This window comes from Streptococcus sp. HMSC064H09, assembly GCF_001812625.1.
In the GTDB taxonomy this organism is placed as follows: Bacteria; Bacillota; Bacilli; order Lactobacillales; family Streptococcaceae; genus Streptococcus.
The window spans coordinates 21874-46182 of record NZ_KV809620.1 but is presented as its reverse complement, the minus strand read 5'-3'; the positions used below and the strand labels follow the sequence as shown (position 1 = coordinate 46182).

The 24309-nt window shown below is 37.0% G+C and carries 20 protein-coding genes, 1 tRNA gene and 1 other annotated feature; of the genes, 16 read left to right on the top strand and 5 right to left on the bottom strand.

Annotated elements, in window-relative coordinates; all coding sequences use genetic code 11:
* Positions 1-55: 55 nt before the first annotated feature.
* Positions 56-129: transfer RNA gene (locus HMPREF2867_RS08835), tRNA-Asn, on the top strand.
* A 96-nt stretch (positions 130-225) separates the two neighbouring features.
* On the opposite strand, the gene HMPREF2867_RS08830 is transcribed toward HMPREF2867_RS08835, so the two are convergent.
* The 3 genes from HMPREF2867_RS08830 to HMPREF2867_RS08820 form a co-directional block, all read right to left on the bottom strand.
* Complete coding sequence (locus HMPREF2867_RS08830; RefSeq protein WP_070577140.1) at positions 226-2820, bottom strand: YfhO family protein; 2595 nt, start codon at positions 2818-2820, stop codon at positions 226-228.
* Positions 2821-2869: 49 nt separating this feature from the next.
* On the bottom strand, positions 2870-4492 hold the full coding sequence (locus tag HMPREF2867_RS08825; protein WP_070577139.1) for an ABC-F family ATP-binding cassette domain-containing protein: 1623 nt from the start codon (positions 4490-4492) through the stop codon (positions 2870-2872).
* 66 nt (positions 4493-4558) lie between these two features.
* Entirely contained in the window at positions 4559-5431 is an 873-nt protein-coding gene (locus HMPREF2867_RS08820) for a YitT family protein (protein WP_037599377.1), read from the bottom strand.
* Positions 5432-5575: 144 nt separating this feature from the next.
* Positions 5576-5815 (top strand) — a binding site (T-box leader).
* A 46-nt stretch (positions 5816-5861) separates the two neighbouring features.
* Here HMPREF2867_RS08820 and trpS point away from each other — a divergent pair.
* Positions 5862-6884: a tryptophan--tRNA ligase gene (gene trpS, locus HMPREF2867_RS08815; RefSeq protein WP_070577137.1), complete on the top strand. Its 1023-nt coding sequence runs from the start codon at positions 5862-5864 to the stop codon at positions 6882-6884.
* A gap of 178 nt (positions 6885-7062) precedes the next feature.
* The gene (gene guaB / locus HMPREF2867_RS08810; protein WP_070577135.1) at positions 7063-8544 is read left to right on the top strand and encodes an IMP dehydrogenase; all 1482 of its coding nucleotides are present in this window, start codon (positions 7063-7065) and stop codon (positions 8542-8544) included.
* A gap of 168 nt (positions 8545-8712) precedes the next feature.
* Here the strand turns inward: guaB and recF are convergent, their stop codons facing one another.
* Positions 8713-9813 carry a DNA replication/repair protein RecF gene (gene recF, locus HMPREF2867_RS08805; protein ID WP_060971642.1) on the bottom strand — a complete coding sequence of 367 codons (1101 nt, stop codon included), beginning with the start codon at positions 9811-9813 and terminating at the stop codon, positions 8713-8715.
* A 2-nt stretch (positions 9814-9815) separates the two neighbouring features.
* Entirely contained in the window at positions 9816-10193 is a 378-nt protein-coding gene (gene yaaA, locus HMPREF2867_RS08800) for a S4 domain-containing protein YaaA (protein ID WP_002892188.1), read from the bottom strand.
* A gap of 77 nt (positions 10194-10270) precedes the next feature.
* On the opposite strand from yaaA, the gene yfmF reads away from it, so the two are divergent.
* The 13 genes from yfmF to mnmG all read left to right on the top strand — a co-directional run bounded on the left by yfmF (position 10271) and on the right by mnmG (position 24274).
* The gene (gene yfmF / locus HMPREF2867_RS08795; RefSeq protein ID WP_070577134.1) at positions 10271-11521 is read left to right on the top strand and encodes an EF-P 5-aminopentanol modification-associated protein YfmF; all 1251 of its coding nucleotides are present in this window, start codon (positions 10271-10273) and stop codon (positions 11519-11521) included.
* Position 11522: 1 nt separating this feature from the next.
* Positions 11523-12800: an EF-P 5-aminopentanol modification-associated protein YfmH gene (yfmH, locus tag HMPREF2867_RS08790; RefSeq protein ID WP_070577132.1), complete on the top strand. Its 1278-nt coding sequence runs from the start codon at positions 11523-11525 to the stop codon at positions 12798-12800.
* A 58-nt stretch (positions 12801-12858) separates the two neighbouring features.
* Positions 12859-13716: a helix-turn-helix domain-containing protein gene (locus HMPREF2867_RS08785; RefSeq protein ID WP_070577130.1), complete on the top strand. Its 858-nt coding sequence runs from the start codon at positions 12859-12861 to the stop codon at positions 13714-13716.
* 12 nt (positions 13717-13728) lie between these two features.
* Positions 13729-14271 (top strand): CDP-diacylglycerol--glycerol-3-phosphate 3-phosphatidyltransferase, encoded by a 543-nt coding sequence (gene pgsA, locus HMPREF2867_RS08780; RefSeq protein WP_070475423.1) that lies wholly within the window; start codon positions 13729-13731, stop codon positions 14269-14271.
* A 12-nt stretch (positions 14272-14283) separates the two neighbouring features.
* Positions 14284-15114, top strand: coding sequence for an energy-coupling factor ABC transporter ATP-binding protein (locus HMPREF2867_RS08775; protein WP_002892176.1), 831 nt, complete (start codon positions 14284-14286; stop codon positions 15112-15114).
* A complete protein-coding gene (locus tag HMPREF2867_RS08770) occupies positions 15090-15932 on the top strand; it encodes an energy-coupling factor transporter ATPase (RefSeq protein ID WP_070577129.1) in 843 nt (280 codons plus the stop codon). Before HMPREF2867_RS08775 ends, HMPREF2867_RS08770 begins: the two co-directional genes overlap by 25 nt.
* The gene (locus tag HMPREF2867_RS08765) at positions 15925-16719 is read left to right on the top strand and encodes an energy-coupling factor transporter transmembrane component T family protein (protein WP_002892171.1); all 795 of its coding nucleotides are present in this window, start codon (positions 15925-15927) and stop codon (positions 16717-16719) included. Before HMPREF2867_RS08770 ends, HMPREF2867_RS08765 begins: the two co-directional genes overlap by 8 nt.
* Before the next feature lie 300 nt (positions 16720-17019).
* Positions 17020-17601 (top strand): aggregation-promoting factor, encoded by a 582-nt coding sequence (locus HMPREF2867_RS08760; protein WP_037602391.1) that lies wholly within the window; start codon positions 17020-17022, stop codon positions 17599-17601.
* 183 nt (positions 17602-17784) lie between these two features.
* Positions 17785-18483 (top strand): transglycosylase SLT domain-containing protein, encoded by a 699-nt coding sequence (locus HMPREF2867_RS08755; RefSeq protein ID WP_060972945.1) that lies wholly within the window; start codon positions 17785-17787, stop codon positions 18481-18483.
* Positions 18484-18583: 100 nt separating this feature from the next.
* Complete coding sequence (locus HMPREF2867_RS08750) at positions 18584-20293, top strand: hypothetical protein (protein ID WP_070577157.1); 1710 nt, start codon at positions 18584-18586, stop codon at positions 20291-20293.
* A gap of 144 nt (positions 20294-20437) precedes the next feature.
* The gene (gene mnmA, locus HMPREF2867_RS08745; RefSeq protein WP_060972944.1) at positions 20438-21559 is read left to right on the top strand and encodes a tRNA 2-thiouridine(34) synthase MnmA; all 1122 of its coding nucleotides are present in this window, start codon (positions 20438-20440) and stop codon (positions 21557-21559) included.
* Between the two features lie 19 nt (positions 21560-21578).
* Entirely contained in the window at positions 21579-22190 is a 612-nt protein-coding gene (locus HMPREF2867_RS08740) for a MarC family protein (RefSeq protein ID WP_037599362.1), read from the top strand.
* A 182-nt stretch (positions 22191-22372) separates the two neighbouring features.
* Positions 22373-24274, top strand: coding sequence for a tRNA uridine-5-carboxymethylaminomethyl(34) synthesis enzyme MnmG (gene mnmG, locus HMPREF2867_RS08735; protein ID WP_070577127.1), 1902 nt, complete (start codon positions 22373-22375; stop codon positions 24272-24274).
* Positions 24275-24309: the final 35 nt, after the last annotated feature.

Genomic DNA, 24309 nt, shown 5'->3' with positions numbered 1-24309 from the left:
GCGGTAACACGGGTTCGAATCCCGTACGGACTATTTTTGCTACTTAGCAGTTTTATCCGCCATAGCTCAGTTGGTAGTAGCGCATGACTGTTAATCATGATGTCGTAGGTTCGAGTCCTACTGGCGGAGTGATAAGACACCTCAAGTTGTATAGCTTGAGTTTTTTTGTACCCAAAGTTAAATAGGTCTGGAACACTTGTTCCAGACCTATTTAATTTAAGATAATCAGCTTTTTTGAATAATAGTTGTTTTTCTGATGAAGTAAGCGTAGCAACAAAATATGATACTTGCCAATAGACTAATCAATGAACCTGTCTTAAGTCCATAGGGAATAAAGGTTAGAACAACTTTTCCTTTTCCACTAGTGACATCGACTTTCATGAACCCCTTTTGAGCTCGTTGAATCTTAACTTTTTTATGATTTATGGTCGCTGTCCATCCCTTATCATATGGAATGGTAAAGAATAGTGACGCATTCGTTTTACTGCTATAATCAACGAACACTTTATTTTTTGACGTAGTAACCTTGCTATCACGTTCATTAATAGTATCCATAGCTATCTGATAGTTTTGAGTATCAAGGGCATAAAAACTAGGATTATCAAAGGATATTGCTTTATTGCTAGGGAAACTAAGTTTGATGGTAACCATTGATTCTGTTTCAAAGTAGCCAAGGTCAAAGAAATCAAAGGTATTGTCAGTAACTTGATTCTTTGTCACACCGTTTACAGTAATTGACAGAGTGTGGTTATTGTCATCAGACCAAGAAATATTAGGAATACTAACATAGAGTTGACTATGTGGTGGAGCAATAACTTGATAGGTGATTGTTACAAAATCTTTATTCGAGTTGCTAACGTTTTTAGCCACGCGCTGATTCAAAGATCTAGCATCCTTATCAAACAGTTGAGATGGAGCTCGTTTAAAATAGGTTAAGTTAAGTCCAGATAGAGTATTCAGCAAGCTAGTTTGATTGTCAAGCGTATTGACAGTGAAGTCAATATTATTGTAAATGCCATCAGTTAAGATAGCAAGCTGACTTGCATTATTATTTTGATAAAGTCCTATTGTTTTCTCAGAAGTTATGTGATTAAAACCATACTTATTAAGGTCAAAGTTCGATAAATTATATTTTATTCCGAAGAGACTATCAGCGATAATGGTGTTATTTTGGTAACGTAGGTTTAAATTAGTCCCTTCAGATTTGAAGCCTAACCTATCGAGTGTTGAGCTTGAAGCGGTATTTCGAATGGATGAAAACTGAGAAATACCATTATAATTGAATTTCATACTGTCGTTACCAGTTTGAGCCTCTAACCTTTCAGTACGGTAAAAAGTTTTATTTGCTTGCTTAGTTTTTGAAACTAGTTTTGTAATGGCAGACATATTTCGCAGATAGCCTTCACGAGTTGGGAATACCCACTCATTTCCAAGAGCTCCAACAACATAGTAAGTACTTAATGTAAGCTCAAAAATGCAGAATAAGAAGGTGAAACAGCGAAAAACACTCCCAGGAATTTGCTGTCTAAAATAGCTAGTAAATAGAATAGCATAGGCTAGGAGAAATGCTAGACTTAATAGCCAGGAGACTGATTCAATAAAGCTATAGTGAGATTGGAAAATCCAAGTTAGTAAGTAAGCGGTACTCAATCCTAAGAAAGATAGGAGGAGTCTTTTAAAAGAAAACTTTCTAATTCGGTTGAGTGTTTCTCCTGCCAAAAGAACAATTAGGAGAGATAGTAGCCAAGAATAGCGATGGAGAAACATGTTGGGTGCATGCATTCCTTGCCAAAACAAATCAAGAGGCTGTAAGTAGAAACTAGCGATAAAGAAAGCTACTAATAAGAGGTAACCTAGACGTAATGATAGCTTGATTTCCCTACTAATAAAGAAAAGTAGAAAAAGAATCAAAGGTAAGATTCCCACATAAATCATAGGGATTGATCCGAATTTAGTAGTATCATAAACTCCAACGAGATTTTTCGCAAAGAAGTCAAAATAATAGGTAGACTCTGTCAACAAACTTGACGCACCTGTAAATTTTTCACCATGTGTTGTCAAGTCAAGTAGTGTTGGCAGCAGCATGACAGCACTACTTAAACCAGCTAGTATAGAGACAATTCCAAAGTCTATGAAATGAAGAATCTTACTCTTCCACCCCTTGATAGTTATCAATTGTACTATGGTGTAAAGGGTTAGGAAAATAGCCATCATATATCCAAAATAGTAGTTTTGGATAAAAAGGCAGGTTAGACTAAAAAAGTATAAGCCCCGTCTATTGAATCTTAGTAAGAGGTGTAAACCTAATATGATTAGAGGTGCTAGAATAAAGGCATCTAGCCAGGTGTTAATTTCTAACTGACTGGTAGCAAAGCTCATCAAAGCAAATCCTGTAGAAAGACATAGGATGAAACTTCTTGACACTTTTGTAAAGAGACGCTTAAAGCTAAAAGCTCCTGAGAGCCCAATAAGACCAAACTTAAGCAGTGTTATATAATAAAAAGCATCGGCCATTTGGTTGACAGTAAAGAAATAGTAAAGTGGAGACAAGAAGGAACCTAAGTAATAGCTTGTTAGAGCATAGAAATTAAGACCTAGCCCACTTGTAAAGGTGTAAAAGAGGCTTCCATCTCCATGAAGTATATTCCTAAGTCCAGTTGCAAAAATCACATACTGATGAAAACCATCACTTGTTAAAATAGTCCGCTCACTACCAGGATAGATTTTTTGGCTATACAGCACACCTATCATGATTAGTACTGGCAAGAAAAAGGCAGCCAGATAAAATAATAAAGTCGTATGGTATTTTTTATTTGTCATAATGATACTAAGACAGGTTGGGATATCCCAACCTGCATCTTTTTATAGTTTAATCAGCCCATAGTGCTTTGACTTTAGCTTGCACTTCTTCATTTTCAAGGAATTCATCATAAGTTTCATCAATACGGTCAATAACCCCATTTTTAGAAACGACTACGATGTGGTTCGCTATTGTTTGGATGAATTCATGGTCATGACTGGCAAAGATAACAGACTCTTTGAAGTCACGGACGCCATCATTCAGACTTGAGATTGATTCCAAATCCAAGTGATTAGTAGGATCATCTAGAAGAAGGACGTTAGATTTCAAAAGCATGATCTTAGAAAGCATGACACGTACCTTTTCTCCCCCTGAGAGAACACTAACAGATTTATTAACCTCATCTCCTGAGAAGAGCATACGTCCAAGGAATCCACGCAAGAAGGTATCATCATCTTCACCTTTTTCGGCAAATTGACGGAGCCATTCGAGAATTGATTCACCGGATGCAAAGTCTTTAGAATTATCTTTTGGAAGGTAAGAGCGGCTAGTAGTAACACCCCATTTGATTGTACCTTCGTAGTCAATATCATCGGCAAGAGCACGAATCAATGCAGTTGTTTGAATATCGTTTTGACCGATGATGGCAGTCTTATCTCCTGGTCGTAAGATGAAACTAATGTTATCAAGAATAGTCTCACCATCCATCTTAACAGTGAGATTTTCAACTGTTAGAAGGTCATTACCGATTTCACGCTCTGCTTTAAAATTGATGAATGGGTATTTACGACTTGATGGGACGATTTCTTCTAGTTCAATTTTATCAAGCATTTTCTTACGAGAAGTCGCTTGTTTAGATTTTGAAGCGTTGGCAGAGAAACGTGCAACGAATTCTTGAAGTTCTTTGATTTTTTCTTCTGCTTTTGCATTACGGTCAGCCTGCAAGCGTGCAGCCAATTCTGAAGATTGTTTCCAGAAGTCATAGTTACCGACATAGAGTTTGATTTTACCAAAGTCAAGGTCGGCCATATGCGTACACACCTTATTCAAGAAGTGACGGTCATGGGATACGACAATGACCGTATTTTCAAAATCAATCAAGAAATCTTCAAGCCATGAGATTGACTGGATATCAAGACCGTTGGTAGGTTCGTCAAGAAGAAGTACATCAGGTTTACCAAAAAGCGCTTTTGCAAGGAGGACTTTCACCTTGTCACCATTAGCTAATTCGCTCATATTTTGATAGTGAAGGTCTTCTGAAATATTTAGATTCTGGAGTAATTGTGAGGCTTCGCTTTCAGCTTCCCAACCACCTAATTCAGCAAATAGACCTTCTAATTCAGCAGCACGGACACCATCTTCATCTGAAAAATCTTCCTTCATGTAGATGGCATCTTTTTCTTTCATAATATCGTAGAGGCGTTCATTCCCCATGATAACAACATCAATGACGCGTTCATCTTCATAGTCAAAGTGGTTCTGACGAAGAACAGAAAGACGCTCATCAGGACCAAGAGAGATATGTCCTGTTGTTGGTTCGATATCACCAGCTAAAATTTTCAAAAAAGTAGATTTACCAGCACCATTGGCACCGATAAGACCGTAAGTATTACCTGGCGTGAAGGCAATATTAACATCATCAAAAAGTTTACGATCGCTAAAACGAAGCGATACATCCGATACAGTAAGCATATAATATCCTTTATTTTTATTCTTAACTACTATTTTACGAGAAATTAGACTTTATTTCAATCGATTTTATAAGGGATTAATAAAGTCATTTGGAACTTTTTGGTAATCTTTTTGGAGGCTAAATCCACGTCCCATAACTGTAGAAGCAGGAACAATGACGATAAAGGCAGTTTCATCTATTTTTTGGATTTCTTCTTGAACTTTCGGAACCTCATGAGTTGACAAGGTAGTCATAATCATATTTTGTGCATGTCCAGTATGTCCACCAAGAACTGGAATTTTTGTTGCTCCTCGATCAGCCACTCTAGTGATGTAGTTTAGGATTTGTTCACTATTTTGCGAAATGATTAGAAGATTTCGTGATGAATTGAGTCCGACCATCATTTTATCAATTGTAAGAGAAACAACTCCAAGTGAGAGAATGGAGTACATAACAGTATCAGGTGGAAAGGCAATAGCACTGATTGCGACAATGATTCCATCAACAATAAGTAGTACCATTCCTAGTGGGAGTGGCGTATACTTGTGGAGAATTTGTGTGATAATTCCAGTTCCCCCAGTTGAGGAATTTCCGTAAAAGACTATTCCTAGTCCTAACCCTAATACAATCCCACCAAAAATAGCAGCCAACAAAGGTTGTTTGGTGAGTGTAGGTAAGCCCTCGGTTAATTTAATAAAAGTTGGGAAGATAAGAGATCCATAGAAGGTTTTTAGGAGAACTTCGCGACCAAGAAAGCACCAACATAAAATTAACAAAGGGATGGTGGTTGCTAAGACGAAGTTAGCATTGTTCCAACCAAAAAGGGCGTTTAAACTAATGGCTAGCCCTCCGACACCACCCGAGGCAATATTATTCTTAACTAAAAGTGAGTTATAGCCAACCGAAGCTATAAAAGAACCGATTGTAACTAAAAGTATATCTATTATTCGACGTTTCATATATTATCTCCTAGAAATGATATTCTTATTATCAAGTCTTTTTAAGTTTCCGTCAAGTATTGACTATTTTGGTTGTATCTAAGGTTGTGTTTCACGTGAAACTAGAAACATAATCTTGACAAGAATAGATAAAACAATGTAAAATAATAGTCATCAGAAGAGTAATTCTTTCCTTTTTTATAGAGAGCTGGTGGTTGCTGAAAACCAGTATGAAGGTGGAATGAATGGGCTGAAGAGAATTGACGGTTAACGTGAACACATAAACGTTAGGTTTGGCACCCCTTATCGTGCAACTTCTTTGTTGAGAAGGTTTGAGATGATAGCTTCAGAAAGAGTTATCAACTGAGGTGGTACCGCGTATCAAAAGTGATTAACGCCCTCACGCATGTTTTTGCGTGGGGATTTTTTTTTGTATTAGAGAGGTAATTATATGACGAAACCTATTATTTTGACGGGAGACCGTCCAACAGGGAAACTTCATCTAGGACACTATGTTGGTAGTTTAAAAAATCGTGTCCTTTTACAAAACGAAGATAAATATAACATGTTTGTCTTTTTGGCTGATCAGCAAGCCCTTACGGATCACGCCAAAGAGTCAGAGATTATCAAAGAATCAATTGGGAATGTTGCTTTAGATTATCTCTCTGTAGGTTTGGATCCAACGAAGTCGACTATTTTCATTCAAAGTCAGATTCCTGAGTTGGCTGAGTTGACTATGTATTACATGAACCTAGTTTCATTGGCACGTTTAGAGCGTAACCCAACGGTTAAGACGGAAATTGCTCAAAAAGGCTTCGGAGAATCTATTCCAACAGGCTTTCTAGTTTATCCAATTTCTCAGGCAGCTGATATCACAGCCTTTAAAGCAAATTATGTTCCTGTAGGTAATGACCAAAAGCCAATGATTGAGCAGACACGTGAAATTGCACGTAGCTTCAATCATACTTATCATTGTGATATTTTGGTTGAGCCAGAGGGAATCTACCCTAAAAATGAAGCTGCAGGACGCCTTCCAGGTCTAGACGGAAATGCTAAGATGTCAAAATCCTTGGGTAATGGTATCTTCCTTTCAGATGATGAAGACACTGTTCGTAAAAAAGTCATGAGCATGTATACGGATCCAAATCATATTCGTGTGGAAGATCCAGGCCAAATTGAAGGTAATATGGTTTTCCATTATCTTGATATCTTTGGTCGCGAAGAGGATGTTACTACAATTGCTGAAATGAAAGAACATTATCAACGAGGTGGTTTAGGAGATGTGAAGACAAAACGTTATCTTCTAGAAATCTTAGAACGTGAGTTGGCTCCAATTCGTGAACGTCGTTTAGAATATGCCAAGGATATGGGAGAAGTTTTCCGTATGCTTGAAAAAGGTAGTCAAGCAGCGCGTGAAGTTGCTGGACAAACATTGGCGGAAGTAAAAGAAGCGATGGGAATTAAGTATTTCTAAGAAATAAAAAGTAGGGACTCAAGATAATCTGGAGCCCTATTTTTATTTGGAAAAAGGTTTTCTTAGAATCTTATGCGAAATCTGTTGACAAATCATTTTAGCATGATATGATATTAACAATTAAAAAATAGGCTGGGGTTTTTGTACCTCAAAACTTTGAGAAAAGAGGACGATTATAATGTCAAATTGGGACACTAAATTCTTGAAAAAAGGTTACACTTTTGATGACGTATTGCTTATTCCTGCGGAAAGTCATGTTCTACCAAACAACGTCAACTTGAAGACGAAATTGGCTAAAAATTTGACATTAAATATCCCAATTATCACTGCAGCCATGGATACGGTCACAGATAGTAAGATGGCTATCTCAATTGCTCGTGCAGGTGGTTTGGGTGTCATTCACAAAAACATGTCTATTGCGGAACAAGCTGAAGAAGTTCGAAAAGTAAAGCGCTCTGAAAATGGTGTCATCATTGATCCATTCTTCCTAACGCCTGAAAATAAAGTTGCTGAAGCTGAAGAGTTGATGCAACGTTACCGTATCTCAGGGGTTCCGATTGTTGAGACACTTGAAAATCGTAAATTGGTTGGTATTATCACAAACCGTGATATGCGTTTTATCTCTAATTACGATACTCCAATTTCAGAACACATGACTTCTGAGAAATTGGTCACTGCTCCAGTTGAAACAGATCTTGAAACGGCTGAAAGTATTCTTCATGAGCATCGTATTGAAAAGCTACCTCTAGTTGATGAAGAAGGTCGTTTGTCAGGACTTATTACTATTAAGGATATCGAAAAAGTTATCGAGTTTCCTAATGCAGCTAAGGATGAGTTCGGTCGTCTTTTGGTAGCAGGTGCTGTAGGTGTTACTTCTGATACCTTTGAACGTGCAGAAGCTCTTTTTGAAGCAGGCGCAGATGCTATTGTCATTGATACTGCACATGGTCATTCAGCAGGTGTTCTTCGTAAAATTGCTGAAATTCGTGCCCACTTCCCAGACCGTACTTTGATTGCAGGAAATATCGCAACAGCTGAAGGTGCGCGTGCACTTTATGAAGCAGGTGTCGATGTTGTTAAAGTAGGTATCGGACCAGGTTCTATTTGTACAACACGTGTGGTTGCGGGTGTAGGTGTTCCTCAAGTCACTGCTATTTACGATTCAGCTAGTGTTGCGCGTGAATACGGAAAAACAATCATTGCTGATGGCGGTATCAAATACTCAGGTGATATTGTAAAAGCTCTTGCAGCAGGTGGTAATGCTGTAATGCTTGGTTCTATGTTTGCTGGTACTGATGAAGCACCAGGTGAAACTGAGATTTTCCAAGGTCGTAAATACAAATCTTACCGTGGTATGGGATCAATTGCAGCGATGAAGAAGGGATCAAGCGATCGTTACTTCCAAGGTGCAGTTAATGAAGCGAATAAACTTGTTCCAGAAGGAATTGAAGGCCGTGTAGCTTATAAGGGTTCTGCTGCTGATATCGTATTCCAATTGATTGGCGGTATCCGTGCAGGGATGGGTTATACAGGTGCAGAAGATATCCAGGCTTTACATGACAAAGCTCAGTTTGTTGAAATGTCAGGTGCAGGACTTATTGAAAGTCACCCTCACGATGTTCAAATTACAAACGAGGCGCCTAACTACTCAGCTCATTAAAAAAACATAAAAGTACTTATCTCAGATAAGTACTTTTTGTTTACATTAGGGTTTACAATATATTTACACAAACAAAATTGTCAATAAAGGGTTTGGGTGAGTTTCTGTTTACACTTTATTAACATCACTTGTCATATATGTAAAGCACAGAAAACAGAAAAAAGTCGCTTAATCGACTTGTTTTTCACAAATAATACCATTCTTGACTAAGAAGGTCTTTAAATCGGGTGGTAGGTTACTCAGATGATCAAGTGAAGTTGTCGTCATGAAGGTTTGAACCTCTTCGTCAATACTTTCTAACAGTTTGAGTTGACGGTGATTGTCAAGCTCACTCATGACATCATCGAGGAGAAGAATTGGAAATTCACCTGTTACTTTTTTTATCAGAGCAATCTCAGCCATTTTTAAAGAAAGAATGAGACTACGTTGTTGCCCCTGACTGCCGAAAGATGCGTTCATGTCATTAATGTAAAATGTCAAATCATCCCTATGTGGACCAACACCAGTGTTCTTTTTGAAGATATCCCTTTTGTGATTTTGCTTTAACGTGGTTAAAAATGATTCACGAATAACTTTGTTATTCCCGAATGGGATATTAGATTCGTAGGAGATTTTAAGGCGCTCTATCTGATTTGAGAGATTACTATGATGTCTATCTGCCTCTTCCTCTAATTGCTTGATAAATTCTAGTCTATGTTCGATAACGCGTGCTCCAAAATCGGAAAGCTGTTCATCTAACACTGAGAGAAAATTAATGTCTACATTGTCAGTAGATTTGAGATAGGCATTACGTTGCTTGAGTACATGATTATAACTTGATAGGTCTGAAAGGTAAACAGGCTTAATCTGTCCTAAATCAATATCTATAAATTTACGTCTTAGGCTTGGAGATCCCTTTACAAGTTGTAAATCCTCAGGAGCAAAGAGTACCACTGTCATGTGACCGATATAATCGGATAATTTAGCTTGTTTGAGGTGGTTGACCTTTGTTATGCGACCTTTATTAGATAAACTGATTTCCAGAGGTAGCTTTCCACTATGACGATGCACGATGCCATTCAGTTTGAGAGTATTTTGCTGAAATTGAATCAGTTCCTTATCTGAACGGGTCCGATGACTACGTGTCAATGCTAGAAAATAGATGGCCTCAAGAATATTTGTTTTTCCTTGAGCATTGCGACCAAGAAAAATATTGAGATGAGGTGAGAAGCTCACAGAGGCTTCAGTATAATTTCTAAAGTGTTGAATATCAATATTTTCGAGCCACATAGTTAGGTTCCTGGGAAACGAACGGGTTTTCGTTTAGTTTTATTGCCTTCTTTTGACGGATGTGCCTTTTGTTTCTTTTTATTATCCTGATTCATTTTTTTTACAATGGCAGCAACACGTGCTTTTTCAGCGACTTCTTTTTGATGCTCTTCAATTTCATTTGTTGTAGGAGCTATAATCGTTATTTCAAGTTCCTCAGACGGAATAGTAATAACATCCCCATAACGAAGTTTTTTTCCACGACGTTTTTCATCCTCACCATTGAATAAAACGGTATTGTTAGCTAAAAAACCTTTAATAGCTCCGCCACTATGAATGATACTTAATTCTTTTAAAAGTGCCTGCAGTGTGATGTATTCATCAAATAATTTATATTCCATAGTACCTCAACTTTCTCTTGAGATAAGATAGCATAAAAATGGTATAATTGGAAGCATAAACTTTTTAGAGGTTATCAATGAAAATTGCTGATGGTGTCTATGTACACTTCATTCCAACACAAAAATATAAAACTAATCGTATTGTTTTTCGAATGACAGGTTCTTTGAATAAACAAACAATTGCTAAACGAGCTCTGGTTTCACAAATGTTGGCTACAGCCAATCAGACGTATCCAACAGTACAGTCTTTTAAAGAGAGATTAGCTTCTCTTTATGGAACACAGTTGTCAACTAGAGTGTTGACTAAAGGGTTGACACATAGTGTTGACATAGAGTTGACATACCTGAAAGATGCCTTTATCCCTACGAATAATGGATTATTTTGGGAAGTTCTAGGATTTTTGGAAGAGTGTCTTTACAAGCCATTGTCAAGAGTAGCTCAATACCAAAATAAAGTATTTGATATAGAAAGACAAAATTTAAAGACCTACCTTGATGTTGACACAGAGAATAATTACTATTACAGTGAAGTTAAGGGAAGAGAGCTTTATTTTGTAAATGAGGGCTTGAAAGTTCCCAAATATGGTCAAGCAGAACTTGTTGAAGCCGAGACTTCGTTTACAGCTTATCAAGAATTTCAAAGTATGTTGACAAGAGATCGTATTGATATCTTTATGGTTGGAGAATTTGATGATTATCAAGTACTCCAAGGTTTACATCGTTTTCCTTTGGAGGGACGTCAAGTTGATTTACAGTTTAGCTATAGTCAACCTTATGTCAATGTGGTGAAAGAAAAGATAGAACATAGGCAGAGTAGTCAATCTATTTTACAATTAGGGTACCAATTTTCATGTCAATATGGAGATAAAAATTACTTTGCTTTAATTGTATTCAATGCCATGTTTGGTGAATTTGCCCACTCTGCTTTATTTACAACGCTTCGAGAAAAGGAAGGATTAGCTTATTCAATTAGTAGTCAATTTGATGTCTTTACAGGTTTACTAGAAGTTTACGCTGGAATTGAAAAATCTAATAGAAATCAGGCTATGCGAGGAATTAGTAGAGAATTGAATTACATTAAATTAGGACGTTTTTCAAGTTCTCTCCTGAATCAAACCAAAAAAATCATACGAATGAATGCCCTACTCTCTGAAGATCATGCCTTAACATTGGTGGAACAACGTTTTAATAAGGTGATTTTTGGCGATAAAAGTCTTTCATTAGAGAATTGGTTAGATGAGATTGAGAAGGTTACTAAAAAAGATGTTTGCCGTGTAGCGCGTCAAGTTAAGCTACAGAGTTTGTTCTTTTTAGAAGGAGTGTCTTAGAATGGCTGCTTTGAAGAAACGTTATTATCAAAAAATTGATGAAGAAGTTTATTCAGCAATTTTAGATAATGGTATGTCTTTATCAATTATTAAGAAAAAAGGATTTTTAGAAAAAGCCGCCTTTCTGTCAACGAATTTTGGGGCGCTAGATAATCACTTTTATATTGATGGTGAGTTACAATCTTATCCAGCAGGTATTGCTCATTTTCTGGAACACAAGCTATTTGAGGATGAGCAGGGAAGGGATGTGACATTGGATTTTGTCAAGCTTGGAGCTGATGTCAATGCTTTTACAACCTTGGATAAGACAACATATTATTTCTCTACCCTTGACCACTTTGAGGAGTCTTTAGAACTTTTATTGAAGTTTACATCAAAGTTTACAAGTTCCGAAGATGCTGTCAACCATGAAAAAAGAATTATTGAACAAGAAATAAATATGTATCAGGATGATTCTGATTATAGAGTATATCTGGGTTGCTTACAAAGTTTGTATCCTAATACTATATTAGGACAAGACATTGCTGGAAGTGTTGATAGCATTGAAAAAATTACTGTAAAGGATTTGAAAGATAACTTTGACTGCTTTTACAGACCAGCAAACTGTCATCTCGTCTTGGTAGGTGATTTTGATGTTGAAGATGTTTACACTTTTGTCAAGGAAAAACAAAGCGAGTTTACACTGCCTGAGAGAATAGTTGAAAAAGAAAAGAACCCTATTGAGTCAGATATCCAAAAATTAGATAGTCTTCAAATGGAGATTTTCATCTCAAAGCTAGCCATTGGTTTTAAGAGTGTTCCTTTTACTGATAATCGTATGAGAGAAAACATACTGGTACAGTTATTGTTTAATTTACTGTTTGGCTGGACGTCTCCTTATTATCAAAATTGGTATGCTGAAGGAAAAATAGATGAGTCTGTGTCAATTGAATACGAGGTATCTAATCGATATTCATTTGTCATTATGACTATGGACACTGCAGAACCTATCCGTATGTCAAGCTTAATTCGTCAAGTGATGACGTCGGCAGATAAAAAAAGACTGTTGACGGATGAGGCATTGGATTTGCAAAAGAAAGCTTTGTATGGTGAATTTTTACGTAGTCTAGACAATATCCAGAATTTAGGAAGTCAGTATTTAGCTTATTTTGAGAATGATAAAACATACTTTGATTTTGGTCAGGAACTGATGAGCATTACTTCCAAGGATTTGAAGGATTTTTTGAATCATTATCTCTCAAATATAGAGATTACCGATTTTGTTGTCTTCCCTAAATAAGTGATTATTTGCTATAATAGAGACACGAAAACAAAGAAGAATATTAGAAAGGGGAAAAATGAAGTTACACTCTCTAGGTGAGCAATTACGTGCAGCACGTGTAAAGAAAGAATTAAGTTTATATGATGTAGAAAAAATTTCTGGAGTCGAAGCTCAGTTTCTTCTGGCTATGGAAATGGATCAACTTAAAGCTTTGCCAGAGGACATTCAGCAAGAAGCGCTTGAAAAGTATGCCACTTCGGTTGGTTTAGATGGAAAGCGTCTGTTTGAGGAGCAGAGGCAGAACGAGCAAAAACTAAAAAAAGAAAAGAAAACAGTTGAACGTAAGGAAGAAAGCTTAGCTACCAAAGCTCCTATGTCACGCTTTTTAAAGCATAAACGTGAAGAAAAAAGAAAGTCTAACTATCTACCTTTACTAATTCTTAGTGCGGTTTCGTTACTTATCATTTGTTCAGTAGGTTATATTATTATTAGACATCTTTCTAATCAACCTCAGGTGATAAAACCGAATACTATCTCTACAGTTAATCATCTATCAACGGCTAGTAAGGCTAAATCGTCACGAAGCATTTCTGAGGTTACCGTTTCGGGGGCAAATGTAACAACGACAACTCAAGGAAATCAGCTAATGGTTGATTTCTCCAATGTAAATTCTTCAGTAGTTTTAGATGTAGAGTTATCAGAAAATAATGATGACACCTGGTTTTCAGTAGATAATTCAGAGACTTCAGAGAGTTACCTCCTTTCAAAAACGAAAAATTCAAAATACTCTTTAGATTTTTCTGATAAAACGAAACCCACTCAAATTATTATTGCTCAATCTTCAAAAGTAACTCTAAAGGTAAATGGGGAGTCACTTGATTTATCGCAATTAGATAAAAATACACCTAGCTACCTAACATTAAGAATCCAATAGAATCGAGAAGAAATGTTTAAAAAAGAAAATTTACCTAACTTATTGACACTTGCTAGAATTATTTTGATTCCTATCTTTTTATTGATGACATCACTTGCGTCAAGTAATATCATGCATATTGCTGCGGCGGTTGTCTTTGCTGTTGCCAGTATTACAGATTATTTGGATGGCTATTTGGCACGAAAATGGCATGTTGTTACTAATTTCGGGAAATTTGCAGATCCATTAGCGGATAAAATGTTGGTAATGTCAGCTTTTATTATGCTAGTAGGTATTAATCAAGCGCCATCCTGGGTAGTTTCAGTTATTATCTGTCGTGAGCTTGCAGTCACAGGTCTTCGTCTTTTATTAGTGGAAAACGGAGGTACAGTTCTCGCTGCAGCTATGCCTGGTAAGATTAAGACAGTGACTCAGATGTTATCTATCATTCTATTATTGTGTCATTTGCATTTTATTGGAACAATTATGCTTTATATCGCTTTGTTCTTTACAATTTACTCAGGCTATGATTATTTCAAAGGTGCAGGTTTCTTATTTAAGGATACTTTCAAGTAGTACGATAAACAAATGATTGAAATAAAAAATTTAAAGTTTAAATATCATCAAGATCAACCATCCTATATTCTTGATGATGTATCGTTTCACGTGAAACGTGGGGAGTGGCTATCCATTGTAGGGCATAATGGTTCTGGAAAATCCACGACAGCACGTCTTATTGACGGACTATTAGTGGCAGAGTCTGGGCAGATTATCGTTGATGGTCAAGAATTAACAGAAGAGAATGTCTGGGATATTCGTGATAAGATTGGCATGGTCTTTCAAAATCCAGATAATCAATTTGTTGGGGCAACTGTTGAAGACGATGTTGCTTTTGGTCTTGAAAATAAAGGTGTTCCCTATGAAGAAATGGCTTCAAGAGTTCAAGAGGCTCTGGAATTTGTAGGAATGTCAGAATTTAAGGATAGAGAGCCAGCTAGATTATCTGGAGGTCAAAAACAACGTGTGGCTATCGCAGGTATTGTAGCTATGAGACCATCAATTTTGATTTTGGATGAGGCAACTAGCATGCTGGACCCAGAAGGTCGCCAGGAATTGATTCAATCTATTAAAGCTATCCGTAAAGAATACGGAATGACTGTTTTATCAATTACTCATGATCTCGATGAGGTCGCTTTGAGCGACCGTGTTTTGGTTTTGAAAAAAGGTAAAGTGGAGTCTGTTTCAAGTCCTCGTGAACTATTTAGTAGAGGCACAGAGTTGGTTGACTTAGGTTTGGATATCCCTTTTAGTGCATTATTAACTCAAAAGCTAAGAAATAAAGGTCTGATAGAGTGTGAAGACTATCTGACAGAAAAGGAATTGGTAGAACAATTATGGGAATCTCTCTCGAAAATGTAAGTTATATCTATCAAGCGGGTACTCCTTTTGAGGGGCGTGCCCTTTTTGAATTGACAACGACGATAAAAGATGGTTCATATACAGCCTTTATTGGACATACAGGAAGTGGTAAATCTACTATTATGCAGCTCTTGAATGGCCTATATATACCAACTAGTGGTCAGGTTCAAGTTGATGATACTATCATAACCAGTCAATCAAAGAACAAGGACATAAAACCAATTCGTAAGAAAGTAGGTTTAGTTTTTCAATTTCCAGAAAGTCAGTTATTTGCAGAGACTGTTTTAGAAGATGTTGCCTTTGGACCTCAAAATTTCGGAGTTTCTAAGGAAGAAGCAGAACAACGTGCTATTGAAAGTCTAAAATTAGTTGGACTCCCGGAAGAATTTCATGGACAGAATCCTTTTGATTTATCAGGAGGGCAAATGCGACGTGTTGCCATTGCAGGGATTCTAGCTATGCAACCAGATATTCTGGTGCTGGATGAACCGACTGCAGGTCTAGATCCACAGGGCCGGAAGGAATTGATGTCTCTCTTTAAGGAGTTACATCTTTCTGGAATGACGATTGTTTTAGTTACTCACTTGATGGATGATGTTGCCGATTATGCAACAGCTGTGAATGTTATGGAAAAAGGGCAACTAGTGTTGACGGGAGCTCCTAAAGATGTTTTTCAAAAGGTTACTTTTCTTAAAGAAAAGCAATTAGGTGTTCCTAAAATTACAGAGTTTGCACTACAGCTACAAGAAAAAGGTTATCGATTTGAAACTCTCCCTATTACAATCGAGGAATTCGTAGAGGTGTTGTCGCATGGATAAGTTAATTATTGGACGTTATATTGTTGGGGACTCTTTTATACACCGATTAGATCCTAGAAGTAAATTATTAGCCATGTTGATTTATATTGTTATTATCTTTTGGGCTAATAATCCTTTAACTTATGCTGTAATAACTTTATTTACACTTTTCTTGGTTTTCTTGTCTAAAATAAAACTTGGTTTCTTTTTAGGTGGAATTAAACCAATGATTTGGATTATTTTATTTTCTACCCTATTTCAAGTTTTCTTCAATACAAAAGGGAGTGTGCTTTGGTCTATCGGCTTTTTAAAGATTACGGAAGTCGGTTTAAATCAAGGTTGGATGATATTTCTTAGATTTATCCTCATTATTAGTTTTTCTACCCTACTTACTCTAACGACAACACCTTTAAGTTTATCTGATGCAGTTGAATCACTTTTAAAACCACTTACTGTTTTCAAAGTGCCAGCACATGAAATTGGTTTAATGCTATCTTTGAGTCTACGTTTTGTACCAACTTTGATGGATGATACGACTCGTATTATGAATGCTCAAAAGGCGCGTGGTGTTGACTTTGGTGAAGGAAATATTATTCAGAAGGTACGGTCAATAATACCTATTTTAATTCCTTTGTTTGCATCAAGCTTTAAACGAGCAGATGCTCTGGCGATTGCTATGGAAGCACGAGGCTATCAAGGTGGTGAAGGACGAACAAAATATCGTCGACTTTCATGGAATAGTCGAGATACCTTATCAATTATTGCTATTTTAGCTTTAGGATTAATGCTTTTTTATCTTAAGAGTTAATTTGTTGAGATAAATAAAAACTAGGTCTTAAGACCTAGAAGTTTTAGATGGACGCCCACGTAGGTGTTCTTTTTTCGTCTAATCCCAACCTACTTGTAATATTTTTAATATCCCTAACAAGGGGATGTTATATTTCCAAGGTATCATAGATACATGGTTATAGTTCTTCAGCTTAATCTGGATTGAAAAATCCCTATATAGAATAAGCCCGTTGATTTACCTATTAGTCATAAACAATAAAATAACTTAATATCTTTGACTAATATGAATTGGACTATAAATAGATAAAGGAGCATCATCATGCAAAAAAAGAATACATCTAACACTAAAAAATTAGGTCTTTTTGGACTTGTTACAGTAGCAACACTTGGAGCAACAGCCTTAGCTAATGCAGAAACTTACACAGTTCAAAAAGGTGATACCCTTTCAGCTATTGCTAAGAAGAATGGTACGACTGTAGATGAAATCGTTTCAAAAAACGGTATTCAAGATGCCAATAAGATTTCTATTGGTCAAAACTTAACAATTAATGAAACTACTGAAGAAACTACAGAACCTTCAGTTACAACAGAAGCAACTGCTGAATCAACGCAATCAGCACAATCAACAGAGTCTACACAAAGTGAAGATACTCAAGCAACCAGTACAAATCTTTCTTCTTCAGAGGCAGCTGCCAAAGAAGAAATTGCACAACGTGAGTCAAGCGGTAGCTATACAGCTCAAAATGGGCAATATTATGGACGTTACCAATTAGCATCATCATATTTGAATGGAGACTTGTCTCCTGAAAATCAAGAGAAAGTAGCAGATAATTATGTAGCAAGCCGTTATGGTTCATGGACTGCAGCTCTTGCTTTCTGGAATGCTAATGGTTGGTACTAAATCATTATTACTGACTTATGAGGAAAACTAGTAAAACCTCATACAAATAAGGGAAAAATGCCAGATTTTTGGCATTTTTTTATTAAATTGATAAATCATTGTAATATTAGACATAATACAAATAATCGGCAGTAATATTACTAGGTTATGATGAATGTAACTAGAATTAACTAGGAGGGATTTATGTTTAAAAAAAGTTATAAGGGACGCCGTATCAAATTTGCAGCGAAGAAATCATTGGCGGTACCAGTAGCAATTGTAACAAGTTTTATTGTCATTTTGGCAGTATCACTGTCTACACTAATTAATAAAGGGTTGGTTAATGCCTTTTCAGATTCTGTTACACCAGCGCCTTCAACAGCATCAACAACGTCAGAATCGACAGCAGATTTAGTAAAATCAACAGAAATTAGCTCAAGTAAAGATAATAAGGCTAATAAAGAAAAGGTTGAAGAAAGTAAGCCTCAGTCAGAAACAACAGGAGAAGCGGTAGAAGCAGCTGAAAAGTCTCAGTCAGATACTGCTACTACAAGCACTGCTACAACGAGTACTGATACTACGTCGACTCAAAATACTGGGACAGCTCCTTCGGTTGCTGCAAGTGGTAGTGGGTCAGTTGCTCTCTCAAATGGTAACACTGCAGGAGAAGTTGGTTCTTATGCAGCGGCACAGATGGCAGCTGCTACTGGTGTTCCTCAGTCAACTTGGGAGTCAATTATTGCGCGTGAGTCAAATGGTGACCATACTGCAGCAAATGGTTCAGGTGCATCAGGTCTTTTTCAGACAATGCCTGGATGGGGCTCTACTGCAACGGTTGAGGATCAAATTCAATCAGCCTTGAATGCCTATAACGCACAAGGTTTGTCAGCTTGGAATTACTAATATTAATAGAAGTTGGGAGCATACTCTCAGCTTTTTAATTTGGATGTGGGTAATATGTTTTATAGAGCTTTTTGTTATAATAGGAATGAAAGGTATAGCAATGAAACAAATTTTTAAATCAAGAGAAAAGTTGTGGGTTTCTCTTATTATTATAGCTTTTGCTGTGTTATTGGTTACACCACAACTATTTACAAGAAAAGTCATTTTAGGTTCAGATTCCATCTTTCACTATAACAGATTCTATGAAGCTGCTATGCAACTAAAAAATGGTAACCTTTCTTACTTTTTATCTTTATATGGATTCCAACAGTCAGGCCGCATTGTCAATGCTCTTTACGGTCCTTTTTTTGCCTATTTACAAGGAGGGCTTGTTTTAATAAGTGGCACTTGGTTTCGTTATCAGATTGTGTCAAGGGTATTACTACATATACTGTCTGAGTCCTCAATGTATGCTTTGCTCAAGCAGTGTAAAGTTAAGACAACAATTGCCTTGTCACTAGGTTTACTCTATGCGACAACATTCTCTATTCAATACTGGACGATGCGTCAGGGGTTCTCTAGTTGGGGAGCAGCTTTACTACCTTTTTGTTTTATTCCAGCAATTCACTATGTCTTTTATCAAAAAGTAGAACCAATTAGACTTGCCTTATCTATGGCATTGATTTTTCAGGTTCACGTACTTAGTGCTTTGATGCTAGTGATGATGTATCTTCCTTTTTATCTTTACACTTTTGTAAAGTCTCCTATCGCAAAGAAAAAGGAAACCTTCGTGCAAGTCGTTATAGCAGTCATTCTGTTCCTCTTACTGACTGTCAATGTCTGGTTAGTACTCCTATATTTGAGAGGGTCTAATCACCTTTTAGATCCATTTATAAATAGAGAAATAGGTAAGAATGGGATAGATGGAACGGCAAGATACTGGCTATATACCCCAATTTCCTTAATGGTGTTACTCATTTTACAGTTTATTTACGCTGTTTTGAATTGGAAGAAATTTGCTAAATGGAAAAAAATACTGCATTTTATTTATTTTATCTTTTTCTTCTTATCGACAGGTCTTTTTCCATGGCAGTATCTAGTAGAAAATGGAAATACAATTGCTGAATTGATTCAATTTCCATTTAGATTTTTTGTTCCTGCGACTATTTTACTTTTAGCAATTACAGGGTTAACGGTCACGCGATTTGTAAACTGGCGAAAAAGTATTGCTGTTTTACTCTTTGCCTTTGCGGGCGTTGGTCTTATTCAGAATATGATGGATACTACCGATCGTGTAAAAACGGCGGCACAAGATGGTGAACTTATTTCCATTGTTAAACATACTTACGTTGAAGGAGATTACCAGACGATAAGTCTTACCATGAATGACAGTGAATTGTCACAGTTTTTAAATTTAGTTGTCAAACCCACACCAGATTACGTACCGATTTATGGGAAAATAGGTGAGCAGAATACTTACGATCTTTATTATAAAAATATCGTTACGAATCAGAAGGCAGAAAAGCTAGTAGAAGATGGTTATCTTGTATTAACTTGGCCAGCTGCTGAAGGGGAGGAACTGAATCTACCGATAGTTGTTTATAAAGATTCCATCTTGACGCTAAATGGTAAAGAACTAGACAAGGATGACTATAGTTTGTCAACGATTGGTACACCGACCGTTTCATCACAAAAAGGACAGAATAAACTTGTGTTAAGTTATCAGGAGCCAGGATGGCTATTTGTAGCGTTAGTGATTCCAATAATAGTTCTGGGAGTAATAGGTTTACAGTGGCTTTACACAAAAATAAGTATAAAAAAGGTTGCCTAGTGGTAACCTTTTTGCATTATTCCTTAATCATGATATAATTAAGCTTGCGTGCTTTTACGCTTCAAAATCGACCTTCAAATCGATATTTGAATAACTAGACCCTTCAAGTCTATGTTAATTTTTATTTGATGGGAGGAGTTATCTATGACTGATAATTCAAAAACACGTGTTGTTGTCGGTATGAGTGGTGGCGTTGATTCATCAGTGACAGCCTTACTTTTAAAAGAGCAAGGTTATGATGTAATCGGTGTTTTCATGAAAAACTGGGATGACACAGATGAGTTTGGTGTGTGTACAGCAACCGAAGATTATAAAGATGTAGCAGCAGTAGCTGATCAGATTGGTATCCCCTATTACTCTGTCAACTTTGAAAAAGAGTACTGGGATCGTGTATTTGAGTATTTCTTAGCAGAGTACCGTGCAGGCCGTACCCCTAATCCAGACGTTATGTGTAATAAGGAAATCAAGTTTAAGGCATTCTTAGATTATGCGATGACATTGGGAGCAGATTATGTGGCTACAGGACATTACGCTCAAGTTGTTCGCGATGAAGACGGCATTGTCCATATGTTGCGTGGTGCAGATAATAATAAAGATCAAACCTACTTCCTTAGTCAACTTTCGCAAGAGCAGTTGCAGAAAACGATGTTTCCCTTAGGACATCTACAAAAGCCAGAAGTTCGTGAGATTGCTGAACGTGCAGGTCTTGCAACAGCCAAGAAAAAAGATTCGACAGGAATCTGTTTTATTGGTGAAAAGAACTTTAAAGAGTTTCTTAGTCAGTACTTGCCAGCTCAAAAAGGTCGTATGATGACTGTCGATGGTCGTGATATGGGGGAACATAACGGACTCATGTATTACACCATTGGTCAACGTGGTGGTATGGGTATTGGTGGTCAAAAAGGTGGAGATAATGCTCCTTGGTTTGTAGTAGGGAAAGATCTTTCTAAAAATATTCTTTACGTGGGTCAAGGTTTCCACCATGAGTCGTTGATGTCAACTTCACTTGATGCTTCAATGATTCACTTTACTCGAGATATGCCAGAAGAATTTGAAATAGAATGCACAGCAAAATTCCGTTATCGTCAACCTGATAGTAAAGTTACTGTAAAGGTTAAGGGTGATAAAGCAGAGGTTATTTTTGCTGAACCTCAGCGTGCTATTACACCTGGTCAAGCTGTTGTTTTCTATGATGGTCAAGAATGTTTGGGCGGCGGTATTATTGACCAAGCGTATAAAGACGGAAAAGTTTGTCAGTATATCTAACTGGAGTTAAGTAATAACGATGAGTTCACAATTGTTTTTTGCATTTATGGCATTTTTCGCTATAATGAATCCAATTTCAAATCTTCCTGCTTACATGGCTTTAGTAGCAGATGATAGCCAAAAAATTTCACGAAAAATTGCTTTTAGGAGTCTTTTGATTGCCTTTGTTATTGTAACTGTTTTTATCTTTTCAGGAGATTTCATTTTTAAAGTATTTGGAATTACAATTGTTTCTTTCAGAATTGCTGGTGGAATATTAGTGGCCGTTATCGGTTATCATATGATTAATGGTAATCATTCACCTAGCTATAAAGGAATGGAGCAGCAAGCAGTAAATTCAGATCCAATGTCTATTGCTATTTCTCCTCTTGCAATGCCGCTTTTTGCAGGACCAGGAACAATTACAACTGCCTTAAGCTTGGCTAATGGAGGTTTGCGGAATCAACTAATAACCGTAGTTGCTTTTGCTATACTATGTGTAATCACTTATCTCCTACTAAGAAGTGCAAAACAAATTGCAGGCTTCTTGGGAAAAAATTTGATGAAAATTATAACGAAAATGATGGGACTTTTACTATTCTCGATAGGAATACAGATGATTATCGTCAGTGTGCAGACCTTGATTAAATAGTGATTTGCATTGACAAAATGATTTGATTTGATAAAATAACTTTAACAATAGTCATGATGGTCAAAGCTCATGAGAATTGTACGTTTTTGCGTACAGTTTTCTGGAGTTTTGGCTATTTTTGTAGGAAAAAAATAAAGAAAGGATGGGGCAGTTGATTGTAAATCACTGCATAAATCTAAAAAATGTCTTACGAGTTTGATGAAAATTTTGATGTAATTGTTGTTGGTGCTGGTCACGCTGGTGTAGAAGCCTCCCTAGCTGCAGCCCGCATGGGATGTAAGGTTTTATTAGCGACTATTAACCTAGAGATGCTAGCATTTATGCCATGTAATCCTTCTATTGGAGGATCGGCCAAGGGTATTGTTGTCCGTGAGATTGATGCCCTCGGCGGAGAGATGGGTAAAAATATTGATAAAACTTATATTCAAATGAAAATGTTGAATACTGGTAAGGGACCTGCTGTCAGAGCTTTACGTGCACAAGCAGATAAAGCCTTGTATGCTATGACGATGAAGCATACAGTTGAGCGTCAGGAAAACTTAACTCTCCGTCAGTCAATGGTTGATGAAATTCTTGTTGAAGATGGTAAGGTAGTTGGTGTCAGAACAGCCACAAATCAAAAATACGGAGCAAAAGCGGTTATTGTAACAACAGGAACGGCTTTGCGTGGTGAAATTATCCTAGGTGAGCTCAAATATTCTTCAGGTCCTAATAATAGCCTTGCATCTGTTACATTGGCAGATAACCTGAGGGATCTTGGCCTTGAAATAGGAAGATTTAAAACGGGTACCCCTCCTCGTGTTAAGGCATCATCAATTAATTACGAAGAAACTGAAATTCAACCAGGTGATGAAAAGCCAAATCATTTTTCATTCTTGTCGAAAGATGAAGATTATCTTCAGGATCAAATACCTTGTTGGCTAACTTATACGAATCAAGAGAGCCACGATATTATCAATAATAATTTACACCGTGCACCAATGTTTTCAGGTATTGTCAAGGGTGTAGGACCTCGTTATTGTCCATCAATCGAAGATAAAATTGTCCGATTTGCCGATAAGAATCGCCATCAACTTTTCCTTGAACCTGAAGGAAGAGAGACTGAAGAAGTCTATGTGCAAGGCCTGTCAACTAGTCTGCCAGAAGATGTTCAAAAAGAGTTGATTCACTCAATTAAAGGTCTCGAGAAGGCAGAGATGATGCGAACTGGTTATGCGATTGAATATGATATCGTGCTCCCTCATCAATTACGTGCAACACTTGAAACGAAGTTAATTTCAGGTCTCTTTACAGCAGGACAGACCAACGGAACTTCTGGATACGAGGAAGCAGCAGGTCAAGGTCTAGTTGCTGGTATCAATGCAGCTCTGAAAGTCCAAGGTAAACCTGAGCTTATTCTCAAACGTAGTGATGCCTATATTGGTGTAATGATTGACGATCTTGTCACGAAAGGAACCTTGGAGCCATATCGTTTATTGACATCACGCGCAGAGTATCGTCTCATATTACGTCATGATAATGCTGACATGCGCTTGACACCTATTGGTCGAGAAGTTGGTTTGGTTGACGATGAACGTTGGAATATCTTTGAAATTAAGAAAAATCAGTTTGACAGCGAGTTGACACGTTTGTCAAAAGAAAAATTAAAACCAATTAAAGAAACGAATGAGAAAATTCAAGCTCTAGGCTTTAAGCCATTGACAGATGCCATGACAGCTAAAGAGTTTATGCGTAGACCAGAGATTGATTACGCCACAGCTACTCAGTTTGTGGGTCCAGCTGCAGAAAATTTGGACGCTAAGATTATAGAGTTGCTTGAGACTGAAATCAAGTACGAAGGTTATATCAATAAAGCTTTGGATCAAGTAGCTAAGATGAAGCGTATGGAAGAAAAGAGAATTCCTAAAAATATTGATTGGGATGCTATTGATTCTATTGCTACTGAAGCTCGTCAAAAATTTAAGAAAATCAATCCTGAGACCATTGGTCAAGCGAGTCGTATTTCAGGGGTCAATCCAGCAGATATCTCAATTCTGATGGTTTATCTTGAAGGCAATAATAAGGCCCGCAGAAAAGTAGATTAACGGTGGTAACACGTTTAAAAGCCTTTTAATTAAGG